This window comes from Filomicrobium sp., assembly GCF_025698805.1.
Taxonomy (GTDB): domain Bacteria; phylum Pseudomonadota; class Alphaproteobacteria; order Rhizobiales; family Hyphomicrobiaceae; genus Filomicrobium; species Filomicrobium insigne.
In genome coordinates this window covers 23,244-48,562 of record NZ_JAILWT010000005.1, presented here as the reverse complement: position 1 = coordinate 48,562, position 25,319 = coordinate 23,244, and the positions used below count along the sequence as shown (strand labels likewise).

Annotated in this window: 28 protein-coding genes and 1 tRNA gene; 17 read left to right on the top strand and 12 right to left on the bottom strand. The window is 56.4% G+C overall.

Annotated features, from left to right (window positions below):
• Positions 1 to 8: 8 nt before the first annotated feature.
• The 3 genes from phnE to phnC are packed head-to-tail and all read right to left on the bottom strand — an operon-like array spanning position 9 to position 2,482.
• Positions 9 to 812, bottom strand: a complete 804-nt coding sequence (gene phnE / locus K5845_RS13765) for a phosphonate ABC transporter, permease protein PhnE (protein ID WP_046476997.1) — start codon at positions 810 to 812, stop codon at positions 9 to 11.
• A gap of 6 nt (positions 813 to 818) precedes the next feature.
• A complete protein-coding gene (gene phnD / locus K5845_RS13760) occupies positions 819 to 1,691 on the bottom strand; it encodes a phosphate/phosphite/phosphonate ABC transporter substrate-binding protein (RefSeq protein ID WP_046476999.1) in 873 nt (290 codons plus the stop codon).
• Positions 1,692 to 1,720: 29 nt separating this feature from the next.
• Complete coding sequence (gene phnC, locus K5845_RS13755; RefSeq protein ID WP_287959242.1) at positions 1,721 to 2,482, bottom strand: phosphonate ABC transporter ATP-binding protein; 762 nt, start codon at positions 2,480 to 2,482, stop codon at positions 1,721 to 1,723.
• Between the two features lie 215 nt (positions 2,483 to 2,697).
• Here phnC and K5845_RS13750 point away from each other — a divergent pair, with 215 nt between their 5' ends.
• Positions 2,698 to 4,167, top strand: coding sequence for an AMP nucleosidase (locus K5845_RS13750; RefSeq protein ID WP_502814140.1), 1,470 nt, complete (start codon positions 2,698 to 2,700; stop codon positions 4,165 to 4,167).
• 10 nt (positions 4,168 to 4,177) lie between these two features.
• On the opposite strand, the gene K5845_RS13745 is transcribed toward K5845_RS13750, so the two are convergent.
• Positions 4,178 to 4,633: an SRPBCC domain-containing protein gene (locus K5845_RS13745; protein ID WP_287959241.1), complete on the bottom strand. Its 456-nt coding sequence runs from the start codon at positions 4,631 to 4,633 to the stop codon at positions 4,178 to 4,180.
• A gap of 51 nt (positions 4,634 to 4,684) precedes the next feature.
• Between K5845_RS13745 and K5845_RS13740 the strand changes: the two genes are divergently transcribed.
• Both K5845_RS13740 and K5845_RS13735 read left to right on the top strand, forming a co-directional pair.
• Complete coding sequence (locus tag K5845_RS13740; protein WP_046477006.1) at positions 4,685 to 5,014, top strand: ArsR/SmtB family transcription factor; 330 nt, start codon at positions 4,685 to 4,687, stop codon at positions 5,012 to 5,014.
• A 41-nt stretch (positions 5,015 to 5,055) separates the two neighbouring features.
• A complete protein-coding gene (locus K5845_RS13735) occupies positions 5,056 to 5,538 on the top strand; it encodes a GFA family protein (RefSeq protein ID WP_483099028.1) in 483 nt (160 codons plus the stop codon).
• A gap of 24 nt (positions 5,539 to 5,562) precedes the next feature.
• Here the strand turns inward: K5845_RS13735 and K5845_RS13730 are convergent, their stop codons facing one another.
• Positions 5,563 to 6,300, bottom strand: a complete 738-nt coding sequence (locus K5845_RS13730; RefSeq protein ID WP_287959240.1) for a DUF4336 domain-containing protein — start codon at positions 6,298 to 6,300, stop codon at positions 5,563 to 5,565.
• A gap of 430 nt (positions 6,301 to 6,730) precedes the next feature.
• Between K5845_RS13730 and K5845_RS13725 the strand changes: the two genes are divergently transcribed.
• Positions 6,731 to 8,329, top strand: coding sequence for an OpgD/OpgG family glucan biosynthesis protein (locus K5845_RS13725; protein ID WP_287959239.1), 1,599 nt, complete (start codon positions 6,731 to 6,733; stop codon positions 8,327 to 8,329).
• A 90-nt stretch (positions 8,330 to 8,419) separates the two neighbouring features.
• Here the strand turns inward: K5845_RS13725 and K5845_RS13720 are convergent, their stop codons facing one another.
• Positions 8,420 to 9,568, bottom strand: coding sequence for a putative sulfate/molybdate transporter (locus K5845_RS13720; RefSeq protein ID WP_046477017.1), 1,149 nt, complete (start codon positions 9,566 to 9,568; stop codon positions 8,420 to 8,422).
• 283 nt (positions 9,569 to 9,851) lie between these two features.
• Here K5845_RS13720 and K5845_RS13715 point away from each other — a divergent pair, with 283 nt between their 5' ends.
• The 3 genes from K5845_RS13715 to K5845_RS13705 all read left to right on the top strand — a co-directional run bounded on the left by K5845_RS13715 (position 9,852) and on the right by K5845_RS13705 (position 11,684).
• A complete protein-coding gene (locus K5845_RS13715; protein WP_287959238.1) occupies positions 9,852 to 10,778 on the top strand; it encodes an ABC transporter ATP-binding protein in 927 nt (308 codons plus the stop codon).
• Positions 10,775 to 11,536 carry an ABC transporter permease gene (locus tag K5845_RS13710; protein ID WP_090227153.1) on the top strand — a complete coding sequence of 254 codons (762 nt, stop codon included), beginning with the start codon at positions 10,775 to 10,777 and terminating at the stop codon, positions 11,534 to 11,536. The genes K5845_RS13715 and K5845_RS13710 overlap by 4 nt, the downstream gene beginning before the upstream one ends.
• A gap of 72 nt (positions 11,537 to 11,608) precedes the next feature.
• Positions 11,609 to 11,684: transfer RNA gene (locus tag K5845_RS13705), tRNA-Arg, on the top strand.
• A gap of 75 nt (positions 11,685 to 11,759) precedes the next feature.
• Here the strand turns inward: K5845_RS13705 and ppk2 are convergent.
• Complete coding sequence (gene ppk2 / locus K5845_RS13700) at positions 11,760 to 12,689, bottom strand: polyphosphate kinase 2 (protein WP_287959237.1); 930 nt, start codon at positions 12,687 to 12,689, stop codon at positions 11,760 to 11,762.
• A 307-nt stretch (positions 12,690 to 12,996) separates the two neighbouring features.
• Here ppk2 and K5845_RS13695 point away from each other — a divergent pair, with 307 nt between their 5' ends.
• The 5 genes from K5845_RS13695 (at position 12,997) to K5845_RS13675 (ending at position 16,672) form a co-directional block, all read left to right on the top strand.
• Positions 12,997 to 13,599 (top strand): 2-hydroxychromene-2-carboxylate isomerase, encoded by a 603-nt coding sequence (locus tag K5845_RS13695; protein ID WP_287959236.1) that lies wholly within the window; start codon positions 12,997 to 12,999, stop codon positions 13,597 to 13,599.
• Between the two features lie 180 nt (positions 13,600 to 13,779).
• Positions 13,780 to 14,235, top strand: coding sequence for an ATP-dependent zinc protease family protein (locus K5845_RS13690; protein WP_197540882.1), 456 nt, complete (start codon positions 13,780 to 13,782; stop codon positions 14,233 to 14,235).
• A gap of 55 nt (positions 14,236 to 14,290) precedes the next feature.
• Positions 14,291 to 15,196: a 30S ribosomal protein S6--L-glutamate ligase gene (rimK, locus tag K5845_RS13685; protein ID WP_046477038.1), complete on the top strand. Its 906-nt coding sequence runs from the start codon at positions 14,291 to 14,293 to the stop codon at positions 15,194 to 15,196.
• A 3-nt stretch (positions 15,197 to 15,199) separates the two neighbouring features.
• Complete coding sequence (locus tag K5845_RS13680) at positions 15,200 to 16,237, top strand: succinylglutamate desuccinylase/aspartoacylase family protein (protein WP_287959235.1); 1,038 nt, start codon at positions 15,200 to 15,202, stop codon at positions 16,235 to 16,237.
• Positions 16,238 to 16,261: 24 nt separating this feature from the next.
• Complete coding sequence (locus tag K5845_RS13675; protein ID WP_046477046.1) at positions 16,262 to 16,672, top strand: (R)-mandelonitrile lyase; 411 nt, start codon at positions 16,262 to 16,264, stop codon at positions 16,670 to 16,672.
• 4 nt (positions 16,673 to 16,676) lie between these two features.
• Here the strand turns inward: K5845_RS13675 and K5845_RS13670 are convergent, their stop codons facing one another.
• From K5845_RS13670 to K5845_RS13655, 4 genes are read right to left on the bottom strand one after another with little or no spacing between them, the layout of a single operon-like run.
• Entirely contained in the window at positions 16,677 to 17,321 is a 645-nt protein-coding gene (locus tag K5845_RS13670; protein WP_287959234.1) for a histidine phosphatase family protein, read from the bottom strand.
• A gap of 44 nt (positions 17,322 to 17,365) precedes the next feature.
• Positions 17,366 to 17,851 (bottom strand): hypothetical protein, encoded by a 486-nt coding sequence (locus K5845_RS13665; RefSeq protein ID WP_287959233.1) that lies wholly within the window; start codon positions 17,849 to 17,851, stop codon positions 17,366 to 17,368.
• An 18-nt stretch (positions 17,852 to 17,869) separates the two neighbouring features.
• Positions 17,870 to 18,250 carry a DUF6152 family protein gene (locus tag K5845_RS13660; RefSeq protein WP_210184001.1) on the bottom strand — a complete coding sequence of 127 codons (381 nt, stop codon included), beginning with the start codon at positions 18,248 to 18,250 and terminating at the stop codon, positions 17,870 to 17,872.
• Between the two features lie 49 nt (positions 18,251 to 18,299).
• On the bottom strand, positions 18,300 to 19,055 hold the full coding sequence (locus K5845_RS13655) for a dienelactone hydrolase family protein (protein ID WP_287959232.1): 756 nt from the start codon (positions 19,053 to 19,055) through the stop codon (positions 18,300 to 18,302).
• A gap of 186 nt (positions 19,056 to 19,241) precedes the next feature.
• Between K5845_RS13655 and K5845_RS13650 the strand changes: the two genes are divergently transcribed.
• The 3 genes from K5845_RS13650 (at position 19,242) to K5845_RS13640 (ending at position 21,151) form a co-directional block, all read left to right on the top strand.
• Positions 19,242 to 19,397 carry a DUF3309 family protein gene (locus K5845_RS13650; protein WP_197540907.1) on the top strand — a complete coding sequence of 52 codons (156 nt, stop codon included), beginning with the start codon at positions 19,242 to 19,244 and terminating at the stop codon, positions 19,395 to 19,397.
• A 43-nt stretch (positions 19,398 to 19,440) separates the two neighbouring features.
• Complete coding sequence (locus K5845_RS13645) at positions 19,441 to 20,355, top strand: hypothetical protein (RefSeq protein ID WP_287959231.1); 915 nt, start codon at positions 19,441 to 19,443, stop codon at positions 20,353 to 20,355.
• 232 nt (positions 20,356 to 20,587) lie between these two features.
• The gene (locus tag K5845_RS13640) at positions 20,588 to 21,151 is read left to right on the top strand and encodes a type 1 glutamine amidotransferase domain-containing protein (protein ID WP_170832413.1); all 564 of its coding nucleotides are present in this window, start codon (positions 20,588 to 20,590) and stop codon (positions 21,149 to 21,151) included.
• Positions 21,152 to 21,167: 16 nt separating this feature from the next.
• Here the strand turns inward: K5845_RS13640 and K5845_RS13635 are convergent, their stop codons facing one another.
• On the bottom strand, positions 21,168 to 22,154 hold the full coding sequence (locus tag K5845_RS13635) for a glutathione S-transferase family protein (protein ID WP_287959230.1): 987 nt from the start codon (positions 22,152 to 22,154) through the stop codon (positions 21,168 to 21,170).
• 253 nt (positions 22,155 to 22,407) lie between these two features.
• Here K5845_RS13635 and K5845_RS13630 point away from each other — a divergent pair, with 253 nt between their 5' ends.
• Entirely contained in the window at positions 22,408 to 23,691 is a 1,284-nt protein-coding gene (locus K5845_RS13630) for a GTPase family protein (RefSeq protein ID WP_287959229.1), read from the top strand.
• Positions 23,688 to 25,262: a GTPase family protein gene (locus K5845_RS13625; protein WP_287959228.1), complete on the top strand. Its 1,575-nt coding sequence runs from the start codon at positions 23,688 to 23,690 to the stop codon at positions 25,260 to 25,262. The genes K5845_RS13630 and K5845_RS13625 overlap by 4 nt, the downstream gene beginning before the upstream one ends.
• The last annotated feature ends 57 nt before the right edge of the window (positions 25,263 to 25,319 follow it).

Below are 25,319 nucleotides of genomic sequence, written 5' to 3'. Positions count from 1 at the left end.
GGTCACCGTTACTTGAGAGATTTACGTAGGTAAGCGCCGATACTGTCGACAATCACCACGCAGACGAGAATTGAAAGCAAGATGGCCGACACCTGATCGTAAGCCAGCAGTCGAAGCGCTGCCATGAGTTCGAATCCGATGCCACCCGCACCGACAATGCCGAGAACTGCGGAGGCACGGAAATGGTACTCCCAGCGATAAACCGTGACGTCGGTCAGTTGCGGCAGAACCTGGGGCATTACCGCATGTAGGATGACTTGCATCGGCGTCGCACCGGCTGCCCGCGCCGCTTCCAGCGGCTTAGGGTCGACGTGCTCAATGGCTTCCGCATAGAATTTCCCGACCATGCCGACTGAGTGCAGAGCCAGCGCCAATACGCCGGGAAGTGCCCCGAACCCCACTGCCGCGACGAACAGCACCCCCAGAATGATTTCCGGCACGGACCGCAAAAACGCAAGCAACGTCCGCACCACGAACAAAACAACAGAATGGGGACTGGTATTCGGCGCCGCGAGGATCGCGAGCGGTAACGAAAAGACAACGGCGAGAGCCGTGCCTGCGATCGACATCGCAAGGGTGTCGAATAAAGGTTTCACCCAAGACTGCCATCGGCTGAAATCCGGAGGCATCATCTCGGAGGCAAGTTGAAGGATCGCCGGCCCACTTTCCGCAAAGCGTTCGGCATCAAAAAAGCCGGTGATCGCCAGTGAGGCGAGACACGCGGCGAGGACCGCTGCGACGAGCCCCACCCCGCGTAAAGCGGAGCGGCGCTCCTCTGCCAGGATCGACTCATAAGAGCGCGTTACTGACATCGATCATTACAGCTTGGCGACATCGAGGCTGAGGACTTTCGCCATGTCGCGCAACACGTCGTAGTCCTTGTCGCTTGCCGGAGCCAAAGCCTCGACACGGAAGAGCTGAAGGATTTCCGGATCCTTAAGTTCAATGAAAGCCTTTCTGATTTCTTCTTTCAGCTCAGGTTTCAGATAACCCTGCAGCGTCATTGGATAGTTCGGTATCGGGTCGGACAGAGCAAGCTGGCGTAGTTTCGAAGGATCGATCTTCTTGGTTTCGACCAACACGCGATAAATCGTCTCCGACAATGCTCCGGCAGGGGCTTGGCCCGCGGCAACAGCGCGTGCAACGGCGTCATGCTTGCCCAAGTGAACCGGTTTGTAATCGGTATCGCCAATAAGACCGTTCTTCGCGAGCAGGGCGCGCGGAGCGAGGTGGCTCGACGTGGAAGCCTGATCACCAAAAGCGAAAGGATGACCTTTGATGTCGGCGAGCGTCTTCACCGGGCCATCGACGTTTGCAATCAGGATCGATTGATAGTTTGGCTTACCCTTTTCAACGCCAACAGCGAACGGCTCGATTTCCGGCGCCTTGGACTTTGCGAGCACGTAAGAGAACGGACCGAAATAGGCGACCTCGATACGGCCAAACCGCATGGCCTCGATCATCGACGAATAATCTGTAGTAACAATGATCTCTACGTCCTTTTTGAGCGTCTTTTCCAGATACGCCTTTAAGGGCTGCGCGTTCTGGATGATCGTTGCAGCATTCTCATCCGGAAGGAGCGCGACGCGCAGCTTATCTGGGTCGGCTTTGTCGGCGGCCATGGCCTGCTGCCCCGTGAAGGCGCAAAGACCAACAAGGATCGAAGCCGCGATGAAGTGACGGCGCTTCATGATACTACCTCTCACGATTTTGAAGGGTCCTACTCTGCCGCTTCCGCCAACCGCGGTTGATCGGCATGGTAGATTTCATCGAGCGCATCCGGCCTGAGCGTGTCCGGATTACCCTCGAATACGATGCGCCCCTGGGCCAGACCGATCACGTGATCGGCATACCTGCGGGCAAGATCGACTTGGTGGAGACTGATGATCGCAGTGATTCCGTCTTCACGGCAGATGCGATGCAGATCGTCTAGAACCTTGACAGCCGTAGCGGGATCCAAACTCGCTACAGGTTCATCCGCGAGAATTGTCTCCGGCCTTTGCGCCATAGCGCGCGCGATACCAACACGCTGTTGCTGCCCCCCGGAGAGCTGATCGGCGCGATGAAGCGCGCGGTCAACGAGACCCACGCGCCCCAGCGCTTCCAATGCGATCATCCGATCTGCACGCGGCAGTGGGAGCATCGATCGGAAGGTGCTGTGCGCCGCGAGGCGCCCCGTCAGAACATTCTCAAGCGCGGTCAACCGGCCAATGAGATGATGCTGTTGGAACACCATACCGGTCGAATGGCGATGCGCTCTCAAAGCTGAACGTCTAGCGAAAATGGAACCGCGTCCCTCGACGCGAACCTCGCCGCGCGTCGGCCGGACAAGACCGTTGAGTGTCCGCAGCAAAGTCGATTTGCCCGCTCCTGACGCTCCGAGCAACACGATGAATTGGCCGCGCTTAAAGGTTAGACTGGTCGGATGGAGAGCGGTAACGCCGTTGGAATAGGTGACCGCGACGTCATGGACTGAAAGCATGAAAGCATCCCCTCTGTCCGTCGCTTACGTTGATCGGATAATCCGAACAATATTAAGCAACGTTCGGTTATGCCGATTACCAACCCTACATGACACGCCAATGACAGAAAGCGCTCTTCGTTGAAGCCCGTGAGTGATTATCTTCTCAGGCAACATGCCCAGCGCGGAGCACACCTAGGAAGAAGAGCGCAGCAATTTCCAGATTGAAGGCCGTGGTGACAAAACTGAAAACGTTCAGAAACCTCAAACCTGAAGAAGCCGTTGAACACCTTGAACGGCTCTACCGAGAAGCAACGAGCGCACTCGAAAAAGCCCTCGATAGATATCTTCTCGAACGGCGCGTGCCCTCGCCGGAAGAACGCAGCGCATTTTGCTACCCACGCCTGCGCGTTCTCTACAAGGACGTACCACAGCCGCCGCCGGTAAGTCGGCGCGCGTTCGCAAAGCTGCAACGGGCCGGAATCTACGAAACGACCATCACACATCCCGGCTTCTTCCGCGCCTATCTGCTGGAACAACTCGGCCCCTTGGTCGATGAATACGGTGCTGCAATCGAGGTCACCTCAAGCAGCCAGGAAATTCCCTACACCTACGTTTTCGAACGCACAGACGAAATTGCAAAAGCGGGCGTTACGGCAGGAGAGCTCGCGAGATATTTCCCGACGCCGAACCTCGCCGCCGTCGGCGACGAAATCGCTGACGGATTGATCGAACCGAAGCCTGGACGTGCCTATCCGCTCATGCTCTTCGACGCGGCTCGAGTCGACTACTCGCTACGCCGCCTTGTTCATTACACGGGCAGTGATTGGCGACACACGCAGCGATGGGTACTGCTCACCAACTATCACCGCTATATCGATCAGTTTGTTCAGCTTGCGATCGGACAACTGCTGCCAAGCGGTCAGTTCCAAAAGTTGATCATGCCCGGCAACATCGAGATCACGGCCGGCATGGAACAATCGGAGGCAGAGGATCGCATCGCCGCCTCCCAATGGCATCGATATCAGATGCCCGCCTACCATCTGGTCGCGGAAGGAGGTGAAGGCGTTTCGCTCATCAACATCGGCGTCGGGCCCCCCAATGCGAAGAACATAACCGATCACCTCGCTGTACTCCGCCCGCATTGCTGGCTGATGGTGGGCCATTGTGGTGGCCTACGCGAGAGCCAGTCCATCGGCGACTATGTGCTGGCACATGCCTACCTGCGCCAGGATCACATCCTCGACGCCCTGATTCCACCAGACATCCCCATACCCGCCCTAGCCGAGATCCAGGTTGCCTTGCAGGACGCCGCTGCTCAGGTGACGGGACAATATGGCGATGCCCTGAAACAGCGATTGCGTACCGGCACGGTCGTGACCAACGATGACCGCAATTGGGAGCTCCGCTTCGCGCAAGAACGCAGACGCATCAACCTCTCGCGCGCCATAGCCGTCGACATGGAAAGCGGTACGATCGCGGCCCAGGGATTTCGACTTCGGGTGCCTTATGGAACCTTGCTCTGCGTATCGGACAAGCCCCTGCATGGTGAGATCAAGCTGCCGGGCGCCGCCAACGCATTTTATGAAACCGCTGTCGCACAACACCTCGAAATCGGCCTGACCGCGATTGAACTTCTCAAGGATCGTCGCGAATCCCTCCACTCACGTAAACTGCGCTCGTTCGACGAGCCGCCGTTCCGCTAAGCGACGACGGCTACGCCGTCTCCGCTCCGCAAACACCGCCTGTCCTCAGGTTGATGCCAAACTCAAGGTAAGCCTTCAGGCAGCACATCATGTGCATCCATCCACCGGCGTTGCCATAGGAAGCCTCAATGCCCGTGGGATTGGGACGCCACCCCGACTCTTTGATTAGCACCAACGTGCTTTCATCTTCGACCGCAAGGAAGGTCATCTCTACACATGTGCGGTAATCGCCGTCTTCCGCAGGCCACTCGAAAACAATGCGTTCGCTTGGGCGTACCTCACGAACAACCACGTCAATGGCCTCCGGCACTTCAGCGAATTTCCATCGCACCGTCACACCTTCCACCAACGGCCCATTCGTGGACTGAATGAAGTAGCGTGTGAGCTTGTCGGGATTAACGACAGCATCAAAAACTTCAGCCACCGGCTTTCCGATTTTAAGCTGAACTTGGAACTTCGGCTCCATCGACTGACCTCCATTTGCGACGGCTCCGAAGATATGTTATAGTTTTATAACATGTCAAACATCGATACCGACGATCTGATCTTTAAGGCACTTGCGGATTCGCGACGTCGCCAGATTCTGGATCTGCTCAAGAGCGCTCCGCGTACGACCGGCGAACTGTGCGATCATTTTAAAGATGCGCTCGACCGATGCACTGTGATGCAGCACATGAAGGTGCTTGAACGTGCCGGCCTGATCGTTGTTCGACGGGAAGGCAGAAATCGCTGGAACTACCTGAACGCTGCCCCATTCAAGGAAATCCACGATCGCTGGATTTCGCCCTACGCACATGAAGCTGTCGAACTGCTCGCCCGGCTCAAACACGACTTGGAAGGAACTTAAGCGATTAGGACACATGCCGCGGCGCTGCTAGCATTACGGAGTTGCCTGAACTACCATCGTTTGCATCGCTCCAAAAAAAGCGACACAAATCAAGGGAGGTAAAATTGCAAACAATCAACGCCGAAGGAGGATGTCTATGCGGTGAAATCCGGTTCCGGGTGAACGGGCCATTGCTAGGCTCCGCCGCATGTCATTGTCGTGATTGCCAACACGTATGTGGTGGTGCGCCAGCCTATGTAGTCGTGGTCTCAAAATCATCACTGAACATCACCAAAGGCCAGCCTGCGAGTTACGCCAACACCGCCGAAAGCGGTGCCCAAAGGACGCGGCAATTCTGCGGCACCTGCGGCAGCCCACTGTTCGCCACCGACACCAGTTTTCCCGATGTTGTTTCAATCAAGGTCGGCAGCCTGGATGATCCATCCTTGTTCAAGTCCGAAGCTCAGTTTTGGACGGGATCGGCGCCACCCTGGCACCTGATTGATCCCAACGTTCCGCAGTTTCCGAAAGGACCCGAAAGTTAAGACTGCAGATCATTCCAACGCGCTTCAATTGAGTATCCACCTGAAGGCGCGCCGTAACTCGGCCGCGCCATTCGCTGGATACCATCGTCCGTGAGCGATGATGACACGCTCTGGATCCCACGAGATCATTGTCTCGATGGCCGCGCGAAGCTGCAGTTTCTGCCGCACAAAAGTCAGTCGCATATCGCGCGGCATCTGGCCGTCGGGATCTTGCACACCGCCGACCCAGGTCAGCATACGCATGACCAAACCAAGTTTCTGCGGTTCGAAGTTCTCGATGAAATCCGTCAGAATGAGTGTCCGGCTGGCGCGGTGAAAGAACTCGACTTCCGTCATGAAGTCCCCCACGACCGGCAGTGTGTCGATGGCCTCGTCCCAGGGATATCCGTGCTCAGCCTCAAGCGGTAAGGCAGCGAAATCGATGCGGTCTCCCGCTTGCTCCTTTATGCGCGGCGCCAGATAGACATCCGCATCAGCAAAGGCATCCCGCCACTCCGGAATCCACCAATAGTGGATCCGGTTGGGTCCGATGATCCAGCGCGGACAACCCAACGCTTCGACTTCGGCTTTTAAATCGCGCGTCAGCGGGGTGGGAGAATGCACAAACAGATCTCCACCCGCCAGCCGGACAATGCTCATGCGGGTTGGAAAAGGCATCTTGAACATGGGCATGCCGAAGCGAATGAGTGGCCCATCCACAATCCATACGTCGTCCGCCACCGGCTTCAGAGTATTGAGAGGGGCGTACTGTTCGACGGCCATGGTTATTGGTTATCTCTGGGACTCGAAGGGCGAAGGTCAAATCTTTCGGCAAATTCGGATATCAGACCCGCGTCATCCTGACACGGGCAGGCACTATCTCCACACAGAAGTTCCGCTCTACACCAAACGTCAAAATTTGTACGTCAATTCAATGAAGTTATGGCTGGATAGTCCCCCAAAAAACGCTGGGTTCAACGACAGTTAGTTAGTTAATTACAGCCACGAATATGCCGAAGTGTCCTTTTAAGCGCTGAATTAACCAATAGGTAAACGGAACCTAGCCAGCCCTATGGCTCTTTGGCACCCGGTTTACAGATCTCGCGAGAGCACGCCGATCTAGAAGAACACCTGGAAATTCACCGCCCGCTATCCAAATATCCGCCAAAGTTCCAAATGCGAGTCCCCTATTAGATAAGGGCACGAACGCGCCATGACCTCACTAAACCGACGAGACCTTTTCCGCACCACTGCCGGCCTAGCGGCCTTTATGGGACTTCCCCCCGCTCTCCGCCCGGCACTGGCGCAAGAAGCACCCGGCACTCCATTTAGCTACGAGGAACTCGTCGCAAGAGCACGCCGTATGGCGAAAGAGGCCTACGTGCCGCCCTACCGCCCGATGCCGGACGTCATTCAACAGATCGACTATGAGCAGCATGGCAAGCTGAAGTTTAAGCCCGATCGCGCTCCGTATGCGAATGGAGGCGGAGCCTATCCGCTCAACTTCTTCCACCTGGGCCAGTACTTCGGCAAAGCCGTCAAAATGCATCTCGTCGAAAGCGGTATCGCCCGCGAGGTCCCATATAACCCATCCCTATTCGAAATGCCGGAAGACAGCCCCGCGCGCAAATTGCCTCCGGATTCCGGTTTTGCTGGCTTCCGTTTGCAAGAATGGAACGGAGCCTCGGATTGGCGCACGCAGGATTGGGTAGCTTTTCTTGGTGCTTCCTACTTCCGAGCCATTGGCGCACTCGGCCAGTACGGTCTTTCGGCACGCGGAGTTGCCATCGATGCAGCTGTTCCGAACAAGGCCGAGGAGTTTCCCGACTTCACGGAGTTCTACATTGCAGAACAGGCCGACCCCGAAACTCCGGTGATTGTCTGCGCACTTCTCAATGGTCCAAGCATTACGGGAGCGTTCCGTTTTGCGTTGAAGCGTGGCCGCGACCGTAGCAAGGGCGTGGTGATGGACATCGAATCCGCCCTCTACCTACGGCGCGATGTCGAACGGCTCGGCCTCATTCCGCTGACCTCTATGTTCTGGTACGGCGAATACGGTCGCGAGCGTATCCGTGATTGGCGTCCGGAAGTCCATGACTCGGATGGCTTGGCGATGTGGACAGGAAGCGGCGAACGAATTTGGCGCCCGCTCAACAATCCGCCCTCCGCCACGGTCTCTGCATTCGAGGACAACAATCCGCGCGGTTTCGGCCTCCTGCAACGCGATCGCAATTTCGATCACTACCAAGATGGCGTGATGTACGACCGCCGTCCGAGCTTATGGGTTGAGCCGCTCAAACCGCTTGGGAAAGGCTCCATCGAACTTCTCGAAATTCCAACCGACGACGAAATTCACGACAACATCGGCGCATTCTGGGTTCCAGCAGGCAAGGCAAAAGCGGGCAACGAGTACACGCTGAACTACCGCTTGCATTGGCTCGCGGACGAACCCTATCCCGCCGAAAATATAGCCACCACGACAGCGACACGGATTGGCAACGGTGGGGAACCAGGTAAACCGCGTCCACCAAACAACTACCGGTTTGCCGTCGAATTCAACCGCCCATCGGTTATGACGAAAATCCCATATGGCGTCTTCCCGGAAGTGAAGGTCACAGCCTCAACGGGCAGAGTTATCCGGACGTTCGCAGAGCCCGTACCGAACGGGAATATCTGGCGCGCAGTCTTCGATCTGGAGGTGGAGCCACGCGAAATCGCCGAGCTACGCATGTATCTGGAGCTAAACGGCGAGCCACTGACGGAAACATGGCTCTATCAATTCGATCACCGCAACATCTCGACCTTTGGCTGAGCTAAGTTTGACCGCCGGTTGCCATGTCCGGTGACGCAAGCCAACAGGTAGTGGGCTGGGCCGCGCCACCGGCCCACATCACCTGATTGATCAGATGTTCGCACGCTTCTGAAGGTGACGGACGACAGCCACACGAACAAGCTCAGCACCCGATCCAGCGACGAGGCCCCAGAACGGATCGAACCACACCGTTACACCAGCTGTTGCGGCGATCACCGGCCAGCACGATGGCTTGCAATCAAACAGCCGCCGCGTCAGCGCCAACTCTCCTGCAGCTACGATCAACAGTGCCCCAAGTCCGGCCGCTGGCACCGCCGAAATAGCATCGAGGCCAAGTCCGCCCGGCAAAAGAGCAAACATAAGCAGCGTGACACCGATCAGAAGAGGCGCAGCCCCGCTTCGGGCACCAAAGCGATAATGCGCCGCCAAGCCTCCGGCTCCATGGCACATTGGCAGCGCTCCAAACGGCGTCAGCAACAAGTTCGCCAGCCCGCTCGAAATCGACAAACGCCCCGGCGTCACGTGCGAAGCACGTTCTCCGAAATAGTCCCCCGCGATAAGCGCTGTCAGGACCACGGCATTGGCGAGCGTCAGCGGGAGCTGCGGCAGCACATACAGCGACAACGCTTGTTGGATGTCCTCCACGGAAGGCACGGACGGAACAGAAATCATCGCCGACGCCGCGATGTTCCCCGCGATCCCTGGTACATCGAACACCTGCGCCAGAACCACCGCGACAGCGACTGCGATCAGTGCCGAAGGATATCCTGGGAGGCGACCCAGGCCGAGTACCAGGCCAAGCGTCACAAAGGCCAAAAGCGGCGCGGTCGCCATTAATCCGAGGCTCACCAGGGCAAGGGCGATACCGAGACCAAGTTGAAGCCCCGCAAGCACCGACTGCGGCACGAGCCGAGCCAATCGCGTCATCCACCCTGTCGCCCCCAGCAGGAGCAGGACGGCACCGATAATGACACCGCTGGCAACAAGCGTTTCGTGGCTGAGTTGCGCCGTCAGCAGCACGGCCGCCACAACTTTCATAGGTTGGACAGGAATAGGCAGGCGATAATAAAGCGCGGTCCCGATGTAGAAGACCGCAAAGCCGAGAAGAACTGGCATCGGCGCCAATCCAGCAACCGCAATGGTCCCAAGAGTCAGCGGCAACAAGGTGCCGAGGTCACCCATGGCACCGTTGACCTCGCGCAGATTGAAAATGAACCTCTCGCCCTTTTGCACCACCACAGCCTCAGTTTTCCCGGTCCCGAACACAACGGATCAATAAAACGCTCAAATAGGAGCCGGCCCCCTTAATCTGACTTACTCCTTTCTCGCCGCGAAATGAATACCCCGAGAAAAAGCTCATCGGAGACGACGTCTATTGTCGGACTTCTCATACACGCCCCGGTGTGTTAGCCCCAGCCACCAATCATAAGCGCATCGGCTAACACGCCTTGGAAATAACAACCCGCTACCCCAAGTAACTCGCCGCCGAGCCATTCAATCTCACCTCCTTAAGCAGATCTTCATGCCTCCAACGATTTCCGTTGCCAATCTGTCCAAGACCTATGCCTCGGGCTTTCAGGCCCTCAAAGGCATAGATCTTGAAATTCGTTCCGGCGAGATCTTCGCGCTGTTAGGCCCCAACGGCGCCGGCAAAACCACGCTCATCAGTATTATCTGCGGGATTGTCTCACCGAGCGGCGGCTCGGTCCACGTGAACGGCCACGACATCATTACGGACTATCGCACAACGCGCTCCTTGATCGGCTTAGTCCCTCAAGAATTACCCAACAACGCCTTTGAATCCGTCTGGGACACTGTCGCCTTCAGCCGCGGCCTGTTCGGAAAACCGTCAAATCCGGCACACATCGAGAAAGTCCTGCGCGATCTTTCGCTTTGGGACAAAAAAGACAACAGGATCATGACGCTGTCCGGCGGCATGAAGCGGCGCGTACTGATCGCCAAGGCCCTGTCTCATGAGCCACGAATCCTTTTCCTCGATGAACCGACAGCAGGCGTCGACGTCGAACTGCGAAAAGACATGTGGCGGATTGTGCGGGATTTACGTGATTCTGGTGTCACGATAATTCTGACGACGCACTACATCGAAGAAGCTGAAGAGATGGCCGACCGCATCGGCGTCATCAACAACGGCGAATTGATACTCGTCGAAGACAAATCGACCTTGATGCACAAGCTGGGCAAGAAGCAGCTCATCTTGCAGCTTCATCACCCGCTCGAGAAGATCCCATCTGCGCTTGCCTCACGCGGACTCACCCTTTCAGACGACGCGATGGAACTTGTCTATACCTACGATACGCAGGGAGAGCGCACCGGCATCACGTCCTTGTTGGCTGAACTCAATGAAGCAGGCATCAAGTTCAAGGACCTCAGCACAACACAAAGCTCGCTCGAACAGATCTTCGTCAGCCTGGTGAAACGACCCTCATGAATTTCCGCGCCGTACAAGCAATTTATCTCTTTGAGCTGGCCCGCACGTGGCGCACGCTGATGCAAAGCATCGTCTCGCCGGTCATATCGACGTCACTCTACTTCGTAGTGTTCGGCGGGGCCATCGGCTCCCGCATCACGCAGATTGACGGGATCGACTACGGGTCATTCATCGTACCGGGCCTGATCATGCTCCAGCTCTTGACGCAGAGCATCGCGAACGCATCATTCGGCATCTACTTCCCGAAGTTTACCGGCACGATCTACGAGCTCTTATCCGCCCCCGTCTCTTACTTCGAAATCGTTTTAGGATACGTGGGCGCCGCTGCCACCAAGTCCATAATTCTGGGGCTGATTATATTGGCGACTGCCGGCCTGTTCGTTCCGATTCAAATCGCCCACCCAATCTGGATGATTGCCTTCTTAGTACTCACCTCTGTCACCTTCAGCCTCTTCGGATTCATTATCGGAATTTGGGCTGATGGCTTTGAGAAGTTGCAGATCATTCCTCTGCTCGTCGTGACGCCGCTAACGTTTCTGGGCGGAACATTTTATTCGATAAACATGCTTCCACCCGTCTGGCAGACGGTGACGTTGTTCAATCCCGTCGTATATCTCGTCAGTGGCTTTCGTTGGAGCTTCTTCGGCGTCGCCGATCTTAATGTTGGTCTCAGTCTGACAATGACGCTGGCCTTCCTGGTCCTTTGTCTGGTCATCATCGCCTGGATCTTCAAAACCGGCTACCAGATCAAGAACTAACCAGCCGCCCCAAAACACTGGACTCTTGCTGGAAGATCATGAGACACCACAAGGGAATAGATTTGTAGAACCGGTCCCGTAGCTCAACGGATAGAGCACTTGGCTTCGAACCAAGGGGTTGGAGGTTCGAGTCCTTCCGGGATCGCCACTAGCGCACCAAAGACAACACAAGAATGCACCCTCGATGCCCAGTCAAAGACATCGAGGGCTTTGAGCTGCGCAATCAGAAAATCTTAGGAACGTACAGCTCCGGCGGCAGCGTCTTCCGGTCGTAGTCCGGATTGAAGATTCGCTCAGGCAGTTGGACCTTGTCCGTCGGCACGTCTTCGTAAGGTATCTTAGAGAGGATGTGTTCGATGCAGTTGAGGCGTTCACGCTTCTTGTCATTGCCTTCAACAATATACCAAGGCGCTTCCGGGATGTTCGTGCGCTCGAACATCTCCTCCTTTGCTTTAGTATAATCCTCCCATCGCGCGCGGGACTGCAAGTCCATCGGTGAGAGCTTCCATTGCTTCATGGGATCTTCAATACGGATCTTGAATCGCAGCTGTTGTTCCGCATCCGTGATCGAAAGCCAGTATTTGAGAACGATGATGCCAGAGCGCACGAGCATGCGTTCAAACTCAGGAACGTCACGGAAAAAGTCTTCCACCTGGGCTTCGCTCGCAAACCCCATCACGCGTTCCACACCGGCGCGATTATACCAGGAGCGATCAAACAGAACCATTTCGCCGCCAGAGGGTAGGTGAGGCACGTAGCGCTGAAAGTACCACTGTGTCTGCTCACGCTCCGTCGGCTTCGGCAGCGCAACGACACGAGCAATACGTGGATTAAGCCGCTGGGTGATGCGTTTGATTACACCGCCTTTGCCGGCCGAATCGCGGCCTTCAAAAATAATCAGAATCCTTGAGCCGGTATACTCGACCCACGTTTGCAGCTTGATCAGTTCAGCCTGAAGTCGAAGCAAGTGTACGATATACGTGCGCCGGTCGAGCGCATTGGGATGCGCCTCACGGTACATGCGGCGAAGCTCCGCACTCAGCATAGGCTCCGAGAGCTCAGCCTCAAGCGTTTCATCAAGCGTCTCTTCGAGTTCAGCTTCAAGCCAATTGGGATTGGCACCATCACCCATGTCTTCGATCCAGTCCTGCATGTATCCGGAAAAAAATCGACACTTTCCCACGACAACGAAAGTGCTTTGTCGTGGGACAGTTTCATCGCGAATTTTAAAGCTTTCATGTCACTGCGCGAGCCGTGACACAATTTCACAAATTCCGTGCTCGGATACCCCAAACCAAGACATTGATTACAATAAGAAACATGATATTTTCCGTCTCAACCGAACGATACAAGTTTCCTTACACAAACTCCGCTTTAGAACAGCATCTAACACCGAGCGCGCATGTCATATGACAGCTGCAAACGCGTACGGGTCTATTGACAGAGCGAGGGTCTAGCCCGTGACCAAGCCTATAGAATTCTGGTTCGATTTCTCTTCCGGGTATGCGTTCTTCGCCGCGGCACGCATTGAAGCTCTCGCAAAGCGAGTCGAACGTCAGGTGCTGTGGCGCCCCTATATGCTCGGAACGGCCTACCAGGCGACCGGCGCACGCGGACTGTCATCCACACCACTCAAACGCGACTATGCACGACGTGACTGGGCCCGTCTTGCACGCGCAGAAGGTTTGGAGTTTCACCTCCCCAAAAACCACCCCCTGATCGCGTTGGCGGCAACCCGAGCATTCTATTGGATCGAGTCTCAAGATGCGGCAGCCGCACCCCGTTTTGCCCAACGTGTATTCGCCGAATATTACGGCAACGGGCTGGACACGTCCGACATCGTCGCAGTCTCATCCTTGGCACCTGAATTTAACGCCACGCCCGAAGCGCTTGTGCAGGGAGCCCAGAGTCCGGAAATTAAGGCACATACAAAATCCCTGGCAGAAGGAGCCATCGCCCGGGGCGTCTTCGGATCACCCTTTTTCTTCGCGGACGACGAACCCTTCTGGGGATGGGACCGTATGGGCATGATGGAGGATTGGTTGAAAAAAGGCGGTTGGTAACCGCGTTACCCACCCATCCGCTGACCGGGCCGCATTCTAGGGTGGATGCGTGATTCAATGCCCAATCTTATGCATTGTGCGCAACGAACATCCTCACACGCAGGCATTGCTTGCCAGCATCCCGGAATCGGAGCTCCAAAGATGGGCCAAAACCGTGAAGAGATCAGACCCCGCGGCTCGGTGGCCAAACCTCAAAGAAAACGTAGCGATAAACCCCGTATTGGCTGGCGCGAGTGGGTTCAGCTACCGGAACTAGGCGGCGCCATAGTTAAAGCGAAAGTCGATACCGGGGCACGCACCTCGGCTTTGCATGCATGGAATATCAAAACCATAACCCGCAACGGAAAACGCTTCGTCCAATTCGACCTCCACCCCCTGCAGAGGAATGATCAACACGCTCTATCCTGCGAAGCACAACTGCTCGACCAAAGGTCAATCCGCAATTCTGGCGGACAAACTCAAATTCGCCACATAGTTCGCACCCTGGTGCAGCTGGGCCCCTACACTTGGCCGATTGAACTGTCACTCACGCAACGCGACGAAATGGGCTTCCGCATGCTCCTTGGCCGATCGGCCGTACGTAGCAAATTCCTCATCGATCCCGGACGTTCGTTCATTCTCGGCCAGCAAGCCTGAGAAACTATACATCCCCATAGCTGCCCACCTTTGAGAAGGTGAACAGGAGACGGCAATGAAGATCGCGCTCATGTGCGTGAACCCAAAACTCTATACGCACCGCCGCCTCATAGAAGTTGCTGAACAACGTGGGCATCAGATCGATGTGATCCCGACCCTGCGGGTGACGATCAATATCGCTTCTCACAAGCCCTCGCTTTATCTCAACGGACAACTTCTGAGCGGTTACGATGCCGTCATTCCGCGCATCGGCGCATCCATCACGTTCTTTGGACTGGCCGTATTGCGCCAGTTCGAAATGATGGGCGTCTATCCTCTAAACGAATCCGTCGGCATCGGCCGTTCCCGCGACAAACTGCGGTCCATGCAGCTCCTGTCCCGCAAGGGTATCGGCCTGCCTGTAACAATTTTCGCGCAAGATCCTAAAAAGGCGGCTGAAGTCGTGGAGCTCGCAGGCGGGGCACCGGTCGTGATCAAGCTCCTGGAGGGAACACAAGGGATCGGCGTTGTCCTCGCTGAAACTCCGAAATCGGCGCAGTCTGTTATCGAAGCCTTTGCCGGCGCCAACGTAAACATCCTTGTCCAGGAGTTCATCAAGGAAGCTGGCGGCAGCGACATCCGCTGTTTTGTCATCGGAGATCGCGTCATCGCAGCTATGCAGCGCCAAGGGGCTGAAGGTGATTTCCGCTCAAACTTGCACCGGGGCGGCACGGCAACCCCTATCCGCATCACGCCACAGGAACGCGCAGCAGCTGTAGGTGCCGCGAAAGCCATGGGCCTTAACGTCTGCGGCGTCGACATGCTGCGCGCGAACCATGGACCGGTTATTATGGAGGTAAACTCATCTCCCGGAATTGAAGGCCTGGAAAAGGCCACAGGTATCGATGTCGCCAGCAAAATGATCGAATTTCTCGAAACACACGCAAAGCCTGGCAAAACCCGAACGAAAGGCCGAGGTTAACGCGTGCGAACTCCATTCAAAATCGGCGGGGCATCGGTGACAGCAGGTAGCCAAGGCCTCGTCGATTTGCCGGTCGCACACCTCTCGAACCACACGCCGGTTACCCTGCCAATACGCGTTGTACATGGCCGCCGCGACGGACCCACACTATTTGTCAGCGCAGCCCTACACGGTGATGAAATCCTCGGAGTAGAAATTATCCGGCGGCTGCTGAATACGCCGGGCCTGAAATCGCTACAGGGCACGTTGTTGTGTGTGCCTATCGTCAATGTGTTCGGCTTCCTCAGCAAAAGCCGGTATCTGCCCGACGGCCGCGACCTAAACCGGATGTTCCCCGGCTATCTCCATGGCTCACTCGCCGCTCAGCTGGCGCATCTCTTCATGGAACAAATCGCACGGCGTTCGGACTTCGGAATTGACCTCCATTCCGGCTCCAACAATCGCGCAAACCTCCCACAGCTTCGGGTGGACGTCGTGACGCCGGAGTTGAGAGATCTCGCGGAAGCTTTCGGCGCGCCCGTCATCCTGCAATCCGGTCTGCGTGAGGGATCATTGCGCAAAGCCGCACGCGAAGCTGGGTTGGAAGTCATCGTCTACGAAGCCGGCGAAGCCCTGCGTCTCGACGAGTTTTCCGTACGCGGTGGCGTGAGAGGCATTTTGCACGTGATGCATCATCTGGGCATGCTCGGCCCAAAACACGCGAACCGCCAAAAACACAGATCCGTCTTTGCGACGTCCAGCAGATGGATACGGGCACCGGATGGAGGGATTTTTCGCGCCCTCAGAGGCTTGGGCGACAGCATCGCCGCTGGTGATGTCATCGGCGGCATCACCAATCCATATGAAGGCACCGATGTCCCCGTCCTCGCTGAAGTAGACGGCATCATCATCGGCAGAACGAATGTTTCGGTTGTGAATCGCGCCGATGCCTTGTTCCATGTCGCGAAGGTCGCGCATCCGAAACCAGCAACCGGCCAGATCGGTGGAATCTCCGATGCGATTGGAGAAGATCCGATCTTCGACGAGGACGAAATCGTCTAAGATAAGAAACAGGGAATAACCACAATGGAAATCCGCAGATCTCCTAGCGCTCCGACGAGACGCGCACCCGAAAGCTACTTCACCGGAACGGTCTGGCAGGATCCTATTGTCGATGCTCCGCATCCAGCCCGCATCAAAGGCTTTCTTGTCACCTTCGAAGCCGGAGCGCGCACTGCTTGGCACACGCACCCGCTCGGTCAAACGCTCTACGTGGTCTCAGGCGTCGGTCGCATACAGCTGGAAGGGGAACCGGTCCGCGAGATCCATGCCGGCGACAGTGTGTGGATCGCCCCAAACGAAAAGCACTGGCATGGCGCCTCTCCGACAAAGCCCATGGCACACCTGGCATTCCAGGAAGCGTTGGATGGCTCTCAAGCCGTGTGGCTCGAACAGGTTTCCGATGATGACTACACGGCTGAACCCCAATCAGCGTGATCTCTCACTCATCAATCGCACGCGCAATAGCCGAACCGACAACCCTAAGCTGATCGGGAGCTTCGCGATGCATCACGATAATCTCGCCCGAGCGCGTCGACGTGTCGGCAAGCCCCGAAATCACAACCTGATGCGTCACCAGCACCGCAGGACGGCTAAGATCCATCGCAGCAATATCAGCACGCAACTGTGCAATCTGCTCCTTCTCCCGATCCCATTCTCGGAAAAACGAATTCAAAGACTCCATCGGAACAACGCGACCCAGCTCGAGCAGCCGTGCGGTTTCAAGACAACGACACCAGCGGCTCGAAAAGACTTTAACGTCCTTGAGTCCAAGTGATCGAAGCATCTCACCCGTACGCTGTGCCTGTCGCCGTCCTGCTTCCGAAAGATTGCGTTGGGTCGAGCAATCATCAATTTGAAAGTTTCCAGGATCGCCGATACCAGGAGCCGTCGCATGCCGCATAATCAGAAAATGTCCCGGCGTGTTGACGAGCTTGCGAAGCGCATTCTCCCCCAGGCGTTCCGCCGCCCAAAGTCCGGTCTCAAGAGAACCCAATGAGCAGAATAAGACGGCAGTAAGCGTTGCTATGGTGATGGCTCGGGAACGTAGCAACGCATGAACGACTGCAAGCGCCCCGATGCCCATAAGCTGCCTCCCTTACACCTGCAAATATACGTCGTCGTGTCCGCTTACTCAGCGTAAGCAATCATACGTCCGAACACGATTGCACAGGTCCACAAACCAATCGACATCAATCCCGCGACCCTAAACCGTAGAGGTGGCGCGACGTCGGTATCAGCTTGTGACGCACGCCACTCCGCAGCAATATGCAGCAACATAACGTTCGTCAGTGCAGCCAAAATCACAAGAGCCTTGATCTGGAAGAATGCCATTGCCGCGTACTTCTCGGCACGCACCGCGAACAACAATCCACCCATTGCAATTGCGATCAACAGACCCGAAAGCGCGACAGGCAACAGCACACGCGACAGCGTTCCTATAGGAACGGATCTCCATAACCCCAGCAATCTCAGATCGAGCGGAACGATCGCCCCGAAAAGCAGGGCGATGCCCAAAATATGTCCGGCATTGACGAGGGGATAAGCCCAGCGTGACCGGTGCAGCTCCATGACAAACGACAAGTTCTGCAGGTCGCCGAGAACGTCGGTCAGCATATGTCTGGCTCGCGCGGTCTAGTCTCGGTCGGGATAAAGGTCGAAGGTTTTGCCGTCGATCACGATCCGCTCCGCCTTCAGCAGCTTCTGATCTGGTTTCGCTGAACGATGCCCTTTTGCAGTTAGGGTTACGCCAGGCGACATCATTGCGTCCGTCAGGCCAGCGCGTTCGTTACGCCAGGGTTGCCCAACCTCAACCTGCCAAACCTCACCTTTGACATCGAGCGTGACGATACCATGGGGATTACCCAACTCGGCCTTCGTCACCACACCGGTGACTTCCGAGTTGCCATGTTCAGCCCAGCTCCAGCCATGATGAGCCAACAGCGGTGTAGTCATCGCCGCCGTCGCCAAAGCCATAATGATCACCGCAAAGAATTTCCCAAAGCGTTGCCTCATGTGTCTTCTCCTGGAAACAATCGAGACGATAGGACGCCGACGGCGAACGTCAGTCGCCAAGATTTGTTTCAAGAAAGTCCTCGAACGCAGCCCAGGATTTCCGGTCGGCCCGTTCCTGATAGCGATCGCTTCCGATCACTGTAAAAGCGTGTGGCGCACCAGAATACACCTCAATATCGTAGGTCACCTTGGCCTTCTCCAACTCGCCCGACAACGCCGCCACCTCCTGCATCGAAACAGCCGTATCGCCTCCGCCATGGGCAATGAGAATGGGTGCCGTATCTGTCGGATAGCTTTGTCCTTCAGGCGTAGCGAGCCCGCCATGAAATGAAACGTATCCGCGAATGTCTTCACCCTCGCCTGAACGAGCGAGTTCGAGCACAGCAGCACCGCCGAAGCAGTAACCGATCACCATGACATTCCCGCTGCTAAGGCGATGTGCCTCCTTCAACCCACCGAGAATACGCGAGCGCATGGCGGCCCGGTCCTTATAGAGTTTTCCAGTTTCGGTTTTCTTCGCTTCGAGTTCGACGGGACGGTTTCCCTTACCGAAAAGGTCGATAGCGACCGCGTCATAACCGAGGTCGGAAATCATGTCGGCACGCTTGATCTCGTAGTCAGTCAGGCCATCCCAATCATGAATGATCACGACCAGCCCCTTGGACTGAGAAGATTGCGCCTTCGCGAAGTATCCTTCGTAAGCCGACCCGTCGACCTCATAGGAAATCGTCTCCCCTGCATATGCCGATGGCGCCATCGGCAGCATCATGCCCGTCAAAAGAAGTCCCGCAGCGATCACTCTCATGGCTTTCCCCTATCTCGTTTTTCGACATATACGCGTCTTTTCAGCACTTGCCCGAAAAGTATATCGGCAATTCATATCGTCAGAGTGAGATAAAAATTTAAGCCTTCGAAAGGCTTGGATTCGGAACAGATTGATCAATAGGCGCGTTGAAGAAGCTCATACTTTATGAAAACGGAGGCGCCGAATTTGTTGGAAACAATCCTTATCATTCTTCTTGTCCTACTGCTCATCGGAGCCTTACCCGCATGGCCCTACAGCCGGAGCTGGGGACCAGCCCCATCCGGAATAATCGGCACAATACTCATAATTCTGGTGGTTCTAGCCCTTCTCGGCCGTATCTAATCGCGGAAGCTTCGGTGCGCTCCAACTCCTAGCGAGGCACACCATGGTAACCACTTCGTTCGACCCCAACGCGACCACAGCCGTCGTTACCGACGTCGAAGTAACCGGCAGACGACCATATCTCGACTGGGCGGCAGTTGTCGCCGGCGCGGTAATTGCAACCGCCATGTCCCTACTACTAACAATGTTCGGCTCCTCCGTGGGGTTATTCGTAGCTTCACCATGGTCGGAAAACGGCATATCGGCCGAGTCCATCGGCATCATCGCAGCTATATGGTTCGCCTTTACGTATATCTATTCCATTGGAATGGGGGCGTACTTCACCGGACGTATGCGCGCTCGCATGAGCGGATTTAAAAGCGACGAAACGGGCTTCCGCGATGGAGCTAATGGGCTCGTCGTGTGGGCGCTTTCTCTCATCATTGGGGCATGCCTCGCCGCCATAATCGGAAGTTCCGTCGCCAATCTCGCGACCAAAACCGCATTGTCGGCCGCCCGCAGTACGGCCGAGATCGTCGCGCCCGTGGCAGACGATGCCGGTGATGCACTGTGGCGCGAATTCGCTCCCGAAAGTCCTGCCAACCAAACGCAACAACCGCCTGCGGGACAACCCGCAACCACCACTCAGACAGGACCGTCCAGAGCACAGCGCGAGGAAGTCGTGCGCATCCTGCGGGAGGGCCTCATCAACGGTGAGATTAAAGAGGAAGACCGCACCTATCTAGCGCGCCTCATACAGAGCAAAACTGGCCTCACACTTGAACAGGCCGAACAACGCGTTCGCTCAACGGTGACCGGAGCAATCGACAGAGCGAAAAGTGTCGTGGAAGCCGCAAGGAAGGGTGCCGCATTTGCCGGATTCTGGGCATCCCTCGTTTTGCTTCTTAGTGGCGTCGCTGCGTGGTGGGCAGCTTCTCTAGGTGGCAGCCATCGCGACGAGCAAACCCTCGCGACTTAAGGCTCAGCGCATCTCACAACGCAAAGCGGAAAGGAGACTTTAAAAATGCTTCCCGGAGTAATCATGTGGCTGTTGGGCGTACCCCTCGTGGTGATCGTTCTTCTGTATTTGATCTTCTAAGTGAACGATCGAGACATGCTGGGATTATCCCAACCTACGTGGAGCGCTACTCCAGTCGCTGGAATGGCGTCCGTGCCCAAAATAAGAAACATTAGTGATGATTGGAGGCCGTATGAACATCGCAAGGTCAAAAATCGCAATCCTCGCCACGAACGGATTTGAGCAATCCGAACTGCTCGTACCTCTGCGCCGACTGAAGGAGGTCGGCGCGCAGGTCGATATTGTTTCCCCAGAAGAGGAAAAAATCCGTGGTTGGAACGGTGACGATTGGGGCGGCAACGTCGATGTGGATGTAAACTTGTCCGACGCAGACCCAGACGATTATGACGCGCTCGTACTCCCAGGTGGCCAGATCAATCCTGATCTGCTTCGCGTCAACGAAAAGGCCGTTCAATTTGTCCGCGCCTTCGCCAAATCCGGCAGGCCAATCGCAGCAATCTGCCATGCTCCGTGGCTTTTGATCGAAGCCGATATCGCTCGCGGGCTACGCGCGACGTCTTACCAGTCCATCAAGAAGGACATGATGAACGCCGGCGCCGAATGGGTAGACGAACCCGCTGTGGTGGACCGCAATATTGTGACCAGCCGCAACCCTGGCGATCTCGATTCTTTTTGCTCAAGCATCATCGAAGTCATGGAGCGTAGCGCAACGCCACAACATCACGCTGCGGAGTAACGGGCGGTCAGGGCCACTACGATAACGTCGCTCGATCGTGGGGCGCATCCAGATCAAATTCAGGCCCTACCGGAACAATCCGCGTCGGGTTGATCATTTGATGTGACGCGTAATAGTGCGTCTTGATGTGATCGAAATGTACAGTATGCGCCACCCCCATATGCTGGTAGAGATCACGCAAGTATCCTGACAGGGCGGGATAGTTGCGGATCTCGCGCCAGTTGCACTTGAAGTGACCGAAGTAAACCGCATCAAAGCGCACCAGCGTCGTGAACAAGCGCCAATCCGCCTCCGTCGGAGTGGAATTAGCGACTGCATACCGCTGGTGGCTCAAACGGTCATCCAACCAATCGAGCGTAGCGAAGAGTTCACGGAAGGCCTCTTCGTAAGCGCGTTGCGAGGTCGCGAACCCCGCCTTGTAGACGCCATTGTTGACCGTGTCATAGACCCTGGCATTAACATCGTCGATCTTTTCACGCAGCGTGTCAGGATAAAGATCAGGTCCTGATGCGCCTGCATCGTCGAAGGCGGAATTGAACATCCGTAGGATTTCAGAGGACTCGTTGTTGACGATTTGCCGTGTTTGTCGGTCCCACAACGTTGGCACCGTGACGCGTCCCGTGAATTTTGGATCAGCGAGCAGATAGACCTCATAAAGTCTTTGGGTATGGTTGACACGATCGCCCGTCGCGCCGTCGAAGTCCGCCGCAAACGTCCAACCGTCCTTCCCCATGACCGGATGCACAACATCGACCGAAACAATATCGTCAAGCCCCTTCACTTGCCGCGCGATCAGCGTTCGGTGCGCCCACGGGCAAGCGTATGAGACATAAAGATGATACCGACCCCCTTCGGCCTTGAAACCGCCGTCACCAGTTGAGCCGGCCGAACCATCAGCAGTAATCCAATTTCGAAACTGAGAGGCTTGGCGCTCGAAACGTCCACCCGTCTTTTCAGTATCGTACCAGCGATCCTGCCAAGCGCCGTCGACGAGAAGACCCATATCGCACCTTCCTTTGCATATGCGAGCCGCGCAACCTATGTCCCGTTGGCCACCGCTCAAGTAACGTGGCTCCCGCTAGAGGACTGACAGCTTAAGCTGTGGTTTCCTGACGAGAGGGAAAACGTCAACTGCCGCTAACCAGAAGCCACCTGAACCTTCAATGAAGTTGCCACTTTCAAACGAAACGAAAGCACGCTTCCAGGAGTTTTCAATAGAGTAGCGCGGACACGCTGCTCCCGATCATCGAGGTCGAATGCCCAAATCAGACAACGGTGTTTTCGCGCAGGCCTGGAAGCGTCTACCCTGGTCCCAACGTTCGCGGAACACCGAAACAGACCGGCAGAAAACCGCTCAGGCTCAAGAACTGAGGGAAGATGAGCGCGTGGCTGAACAGGCTCGATCCCTGGCGCCAGTCGTATGGCTTTTAGGCAAGGTCCAATCGGGCAAAAGTTCGATCATTCGCGCACTGACCCCCACGGCCGACGCGCCCGTAGGTTCCGGCTTCCGGCCATGCACTGCATCAGCGCGAATTTACGACTTCCCACCCGAAGCACCTCTCATCCGCTTCCTCGACACGCGCGGTTTGGGTGAAGCGTCCTATGACCCCAGTGAAGATCTTGCCTTTGCAGAAGCCCACGCGAACTTACTCATTGTTGTCATCAAGGCGCTTGATCACCAGCAGCAAGCGATTATCGACGCTCTGAAGCAAGTCCGTCAGCGTCACAGCTCTTGGCCCATCATCGTTGCGCAAACCTCGCTCCATGAAGCTTACGATCCGTCGATGCAGCATCCGGACCCTTATCCTTTCGCGACGACGGATCAGTCCAAACTCGCAGCTGCAGGCGTCCCGAACGATCTGATCCGAAGTCTCGCTCATCAACGTCGTATGTTCGAAAACCTGCCAGGCGACGGGCTGATCGCATTCGTACCCATAGATTTCACCAAACCAGAAGATGGCTATAAGCCGGTCGAATATGGCTTGACCGCACTTCACGAAGCTCTCGAACGGATAGCACCTCAAGCTCTCGTTACAGCGCTCACCGAAGCACGCAGTGACGCCGACGAACCAATACGGCGACGCGCCCGTCCCTATATTCTAGGTTACGCCACAGCGGCTGCGGCTGCAGACGTGGTACCCATTGCAGGCGCGGTCGCGGTCCCGGCTGTACAAGCGAAGCTTCTACATAAGGTCGCTGAGCTCTACGGAATACCGTGGGACCGAAGAGCCTACGCTGAGTTCGCCGCTGCTCTGGGCGGCGGTCTCTTAGCGCGTTACGCCGGCAGCTACGGAATACGCCAACTCGCAAAGCTAATCCCCGTGTATGGACAAACAGCAGGTGCCGCAGCAGCCGCGGCCATGAGCTTCACCACGACATACGCTCTCGGCCGTGCCGCCTGCGTCTTCGCACGACGCCGAAAAGCCGGATCAAGCGAACCAGGGGCTGTACGTCTGGCTTATGCAGAAGCGCTGGCCGAAGCTCTGCGCATGGTAAAGGATCGGGAATTTCCTAACCCGAGCGGAGACTCCAGCAAATGACCGATCGGAAGACGAAAAGTCAGTGGGGTGCAACCTACGTGCGCGCCGCTATGCTGCTGATCGCATTGGTCTTGCCAATCACCTCACTCGTAATACTCGGCAGCATTTGGCTTTGGCAGAACAACGCGATCCTAATATGGGCCGCCGCGGCATGCGGGGTTACATTGGTCGTCTATGGGCTTGAGCGTTGGATACTTGGAAGCACGATTACCCAAGCCGACAAACTGGCCCAAAAGGACCCCGCGCGCTCAGAATCCGACATCCCCGCGGATACCGACCCAATGTGGACAGCCCGCGAACTCGAAGCCTGGGACGACGTGAATACTTTGGCGGAAAATGTTGCGACTGACCGTCTGACAAACCGCGACGCAATAATTGAACTGGGAACGAAAACGGTAGAAACCGTCGCGCGCCGGATGCATCCATCAGCGAAAGATCCGTTATGGCGCTTCACCGTCCCCGAAGCTTTGGCGTTAGTGGAACGGGTCAGCGGCCAGCTTCGTGGCTTCTTTAACGACTCGATACCTTACGGCGATCGTCTCACCGTCGCCCAGGCACTCAGCATTTACAGGTGGCGATCAGCCATCACCATTGCCGAGCGGGCGTACGACATCTACCGCATCATACGGGGCGTCGTGAATCCGCTTTCCGCAATCGGTGGCGAAATGCGCGAGCAAGCACAGCGGCAGATGCTCGACAACATCCGCATCGCGGCCTCAAAGAAGATTGCGCAAGTCTACGTCAAGGAAGTCGGCCGCGCCGCGATAGATCTTTACAGCGGACGCATGAAGGTGACCGCGAGAGAACTCGAAACAACCGTAACCAACACCACGCGTGTTGATAGAGAAAGCATGCCAGCGCTTGCAGAACCGGTGCGCATTCTGATCGCAGGCCAAACGGGTGCTGGCAAATCGAGCTTGGTCAACGCCCTCTGTGGCGACGTGAGCGCCGCGATAGATGTGCTGCCCACACCTGCCGGCTATACGTTTCACGAGCTACGCCGCGACGACGCCCCCGCGGCACTTCTCGTGGATGGCCCCGGGGTCACTGAAGAGGGTGAAGCGTTGGCGCGCTTGATCGAGCGTGCAACAGCCTCCGACCTTGTGGTGTGGGTGATCTCAGCGGCCCGGGCCGACCGCGAAACCGACCGTAAAATTCTCAGCATGATTAGAGATAAGCTCCAAGCATTGACGGATCGCGCACCCCCGCCTGTCGTGTACGTATTAACGCACATCGATAAACTGCGACCTTTCAAGGAATGGAACCCGCCATACGATCTTGCCAAGCCCTCAAGCCCTAAGGCTGTAGCGATACGCGAAACTATGGGCGCAGTGGCTGAAGATCTCGGCGTTCTCCCGGAGGAGATCATCCCGGCCGTCCTAGCTCCCGAGCAGACCTACAATGTCGACGCGATTTGGGGACGTATGTTGGACGTAATGCCCAACGCGGAGCGGTCGCGTCTTCTGCGCTGCCTAACCCAATCGGCCTCCGATCGCCCGCGTTGGCGCACGCTCTGGTCACAGGCAGTGAATGCTGGTCGAGTTCTCACGACAAAGCTGTCACGAAATTAGCCCACCGGACAACAATCCGATGGGCTATGCAGACAACTGATACGCCGATGTACGCCG

Excerpts from the sequence above, each read along its gene's own strand:
- phnE (WP_046476997.1), bottom strand. The coding sequence starts at position 812 with ATGTCAGTAACGCGCTCTTATGAGTCGATCCTGGCAGAGGAGCGCCGC.
- phnD (WP_046476999.1), bottom strand. The coding sequence starts at position 1,691 with ATGAAGCGCCGTCACTTCATCGCGGCTTCGATCCTTGTTGGTCTTTGC.
- phnC (WP_287959242.1), bottom strand. The coding sequence starts at position 2,482 with ATGCTTTCAGTCCATGACGTCGCGGTCACCTATTCCAACGGCGTTACC.
- K5845_RS13745 (WP_287959241.1), bottom strand. The coding sequence starts at position 4,633 with ATGGAGCCGAAGTTCCAAGTTCAGCTTAAAATCGGAAAGCCGGTGGCT.
- K5845_RS13740 (WP_046477006.1), top strand. The coding sequence starts at position 4,685 with ATGTCAAACATCGATACCGACGATCTGATCTTTAAGGCACTTGCGGAT.
- K5845_RS13730 (WP_287959240.1), bottom strand. The coding sequence starts at position 6,300 with ATGGCCGTCGAACAGTACGCCCCTCTCAATACTCTGAAGCCGGTGGCG.
- K5845_RS13725 (WP_287959239.1), top strand. The coding sequence starts at position 6,731 with ATGACCTCACTAAACCGACGAGACCTTTTCCGCACCACTGCCGGCCTA.
- K5845_RS13715 (WP_287959238.1), top strand. The coding sequence starts at position 9,852 with ATGCCTCCAACGATTTCCGTTGCCAATCTGTCCAAGACCTATGCCTCG.
- K5845_RS13710 (WP_090227153.1), top strand. The coding sequence starts at position 10,775 with ATGAATTTCCGCGCCGTACAAGCAATTTATCTCTTTGAGCTGGCCCGC.
- ppk2 (WP_287959237.1), bottom strand. The coding sequence starts at position 12,689 with ATGCAGGACTGGATCGAAGACATGGGTGATGGTGCCAATCCCAATTGG.
- rimK (WP_046477038.1), top strand. The coding sequence starts at position 14,291 with ATGAAGATCGCGCTCATGTGCGTGAACCCAAAACTCTATACGCACCGC.
- K5845_RS13675 (WP_046477046.1), top strand. The coding sequence starts at position 16,262 with ATGGAAATCCGCAGATCTCCTAGCGCTCCGACGAGACGCGCACCCGAA.
- K5845_RS13670 (WP_287959234.1), bottom strand. The coding sequence starts at position 17,321 with ATGGGCATCGGGGCGCTTGCAGTCGTTCATGCGTTGCTACGTTCCCGA.
- K5845_RS13665 (WP_287959233.1), bottom strand. The coding sequence starts at position 17,851 with ATGCTGACCGACGTTCTCGGCGACCTGCAGAACTTGTCGTTTGTCATG.
- K5845_RS13660 (WP_210184001.1), bottom strand. The coding sequence starts at position 18,250 with ATGAGGCAACGCTTTGGGAAATTCTTTGCGGTGATCATTATGGCTTTG.
- K5845_RS13655 (WP_287959232.1), bottom strand. The coding sequence starts at position 19,055 with ATGAGAGTGATCGCTGCGGGACTTCTTTTGACGGGCATGATGCTGCCG.
- K5845_RS13645 (WP_287959231.1), top strand. The coding sequence starts at position 19,441 with ATGGTAACCACTTCGTTCGACCCCAACGCGACCACAGCCGTCGTTACC.
- K5845_RS13640 (WP_170832413.1), top strand. The coding sequence starts at position 20,588 with ATGAACATCGCAAGGTCAAAAATCGCAATCCTCGCCACGAACGGATTT.
- K5845_RS13635 (WP_287959230.1), bottom strand. The coding sequence starts at position 22,154 with ATGGGTCTTCTCGTCGACGGCGCTTGGCAGGATCGCTGGTACGATACT.
- K5845_RS13630 (WP_287959229.1), top strand. The coding sequence starts at position 22,408 with ATGCCCAAATCAGACAACGGTGTTTTCGCGCAGGCCTGGAAGCGTCTA.
- K5845_RS13625 (WP_287959228.1), top strand. The coding sequence starts at position 23,688 with ATGACCGATCGGAAGACGAAAAGTCAGTGGGGTGCAACCTACGTGCGC.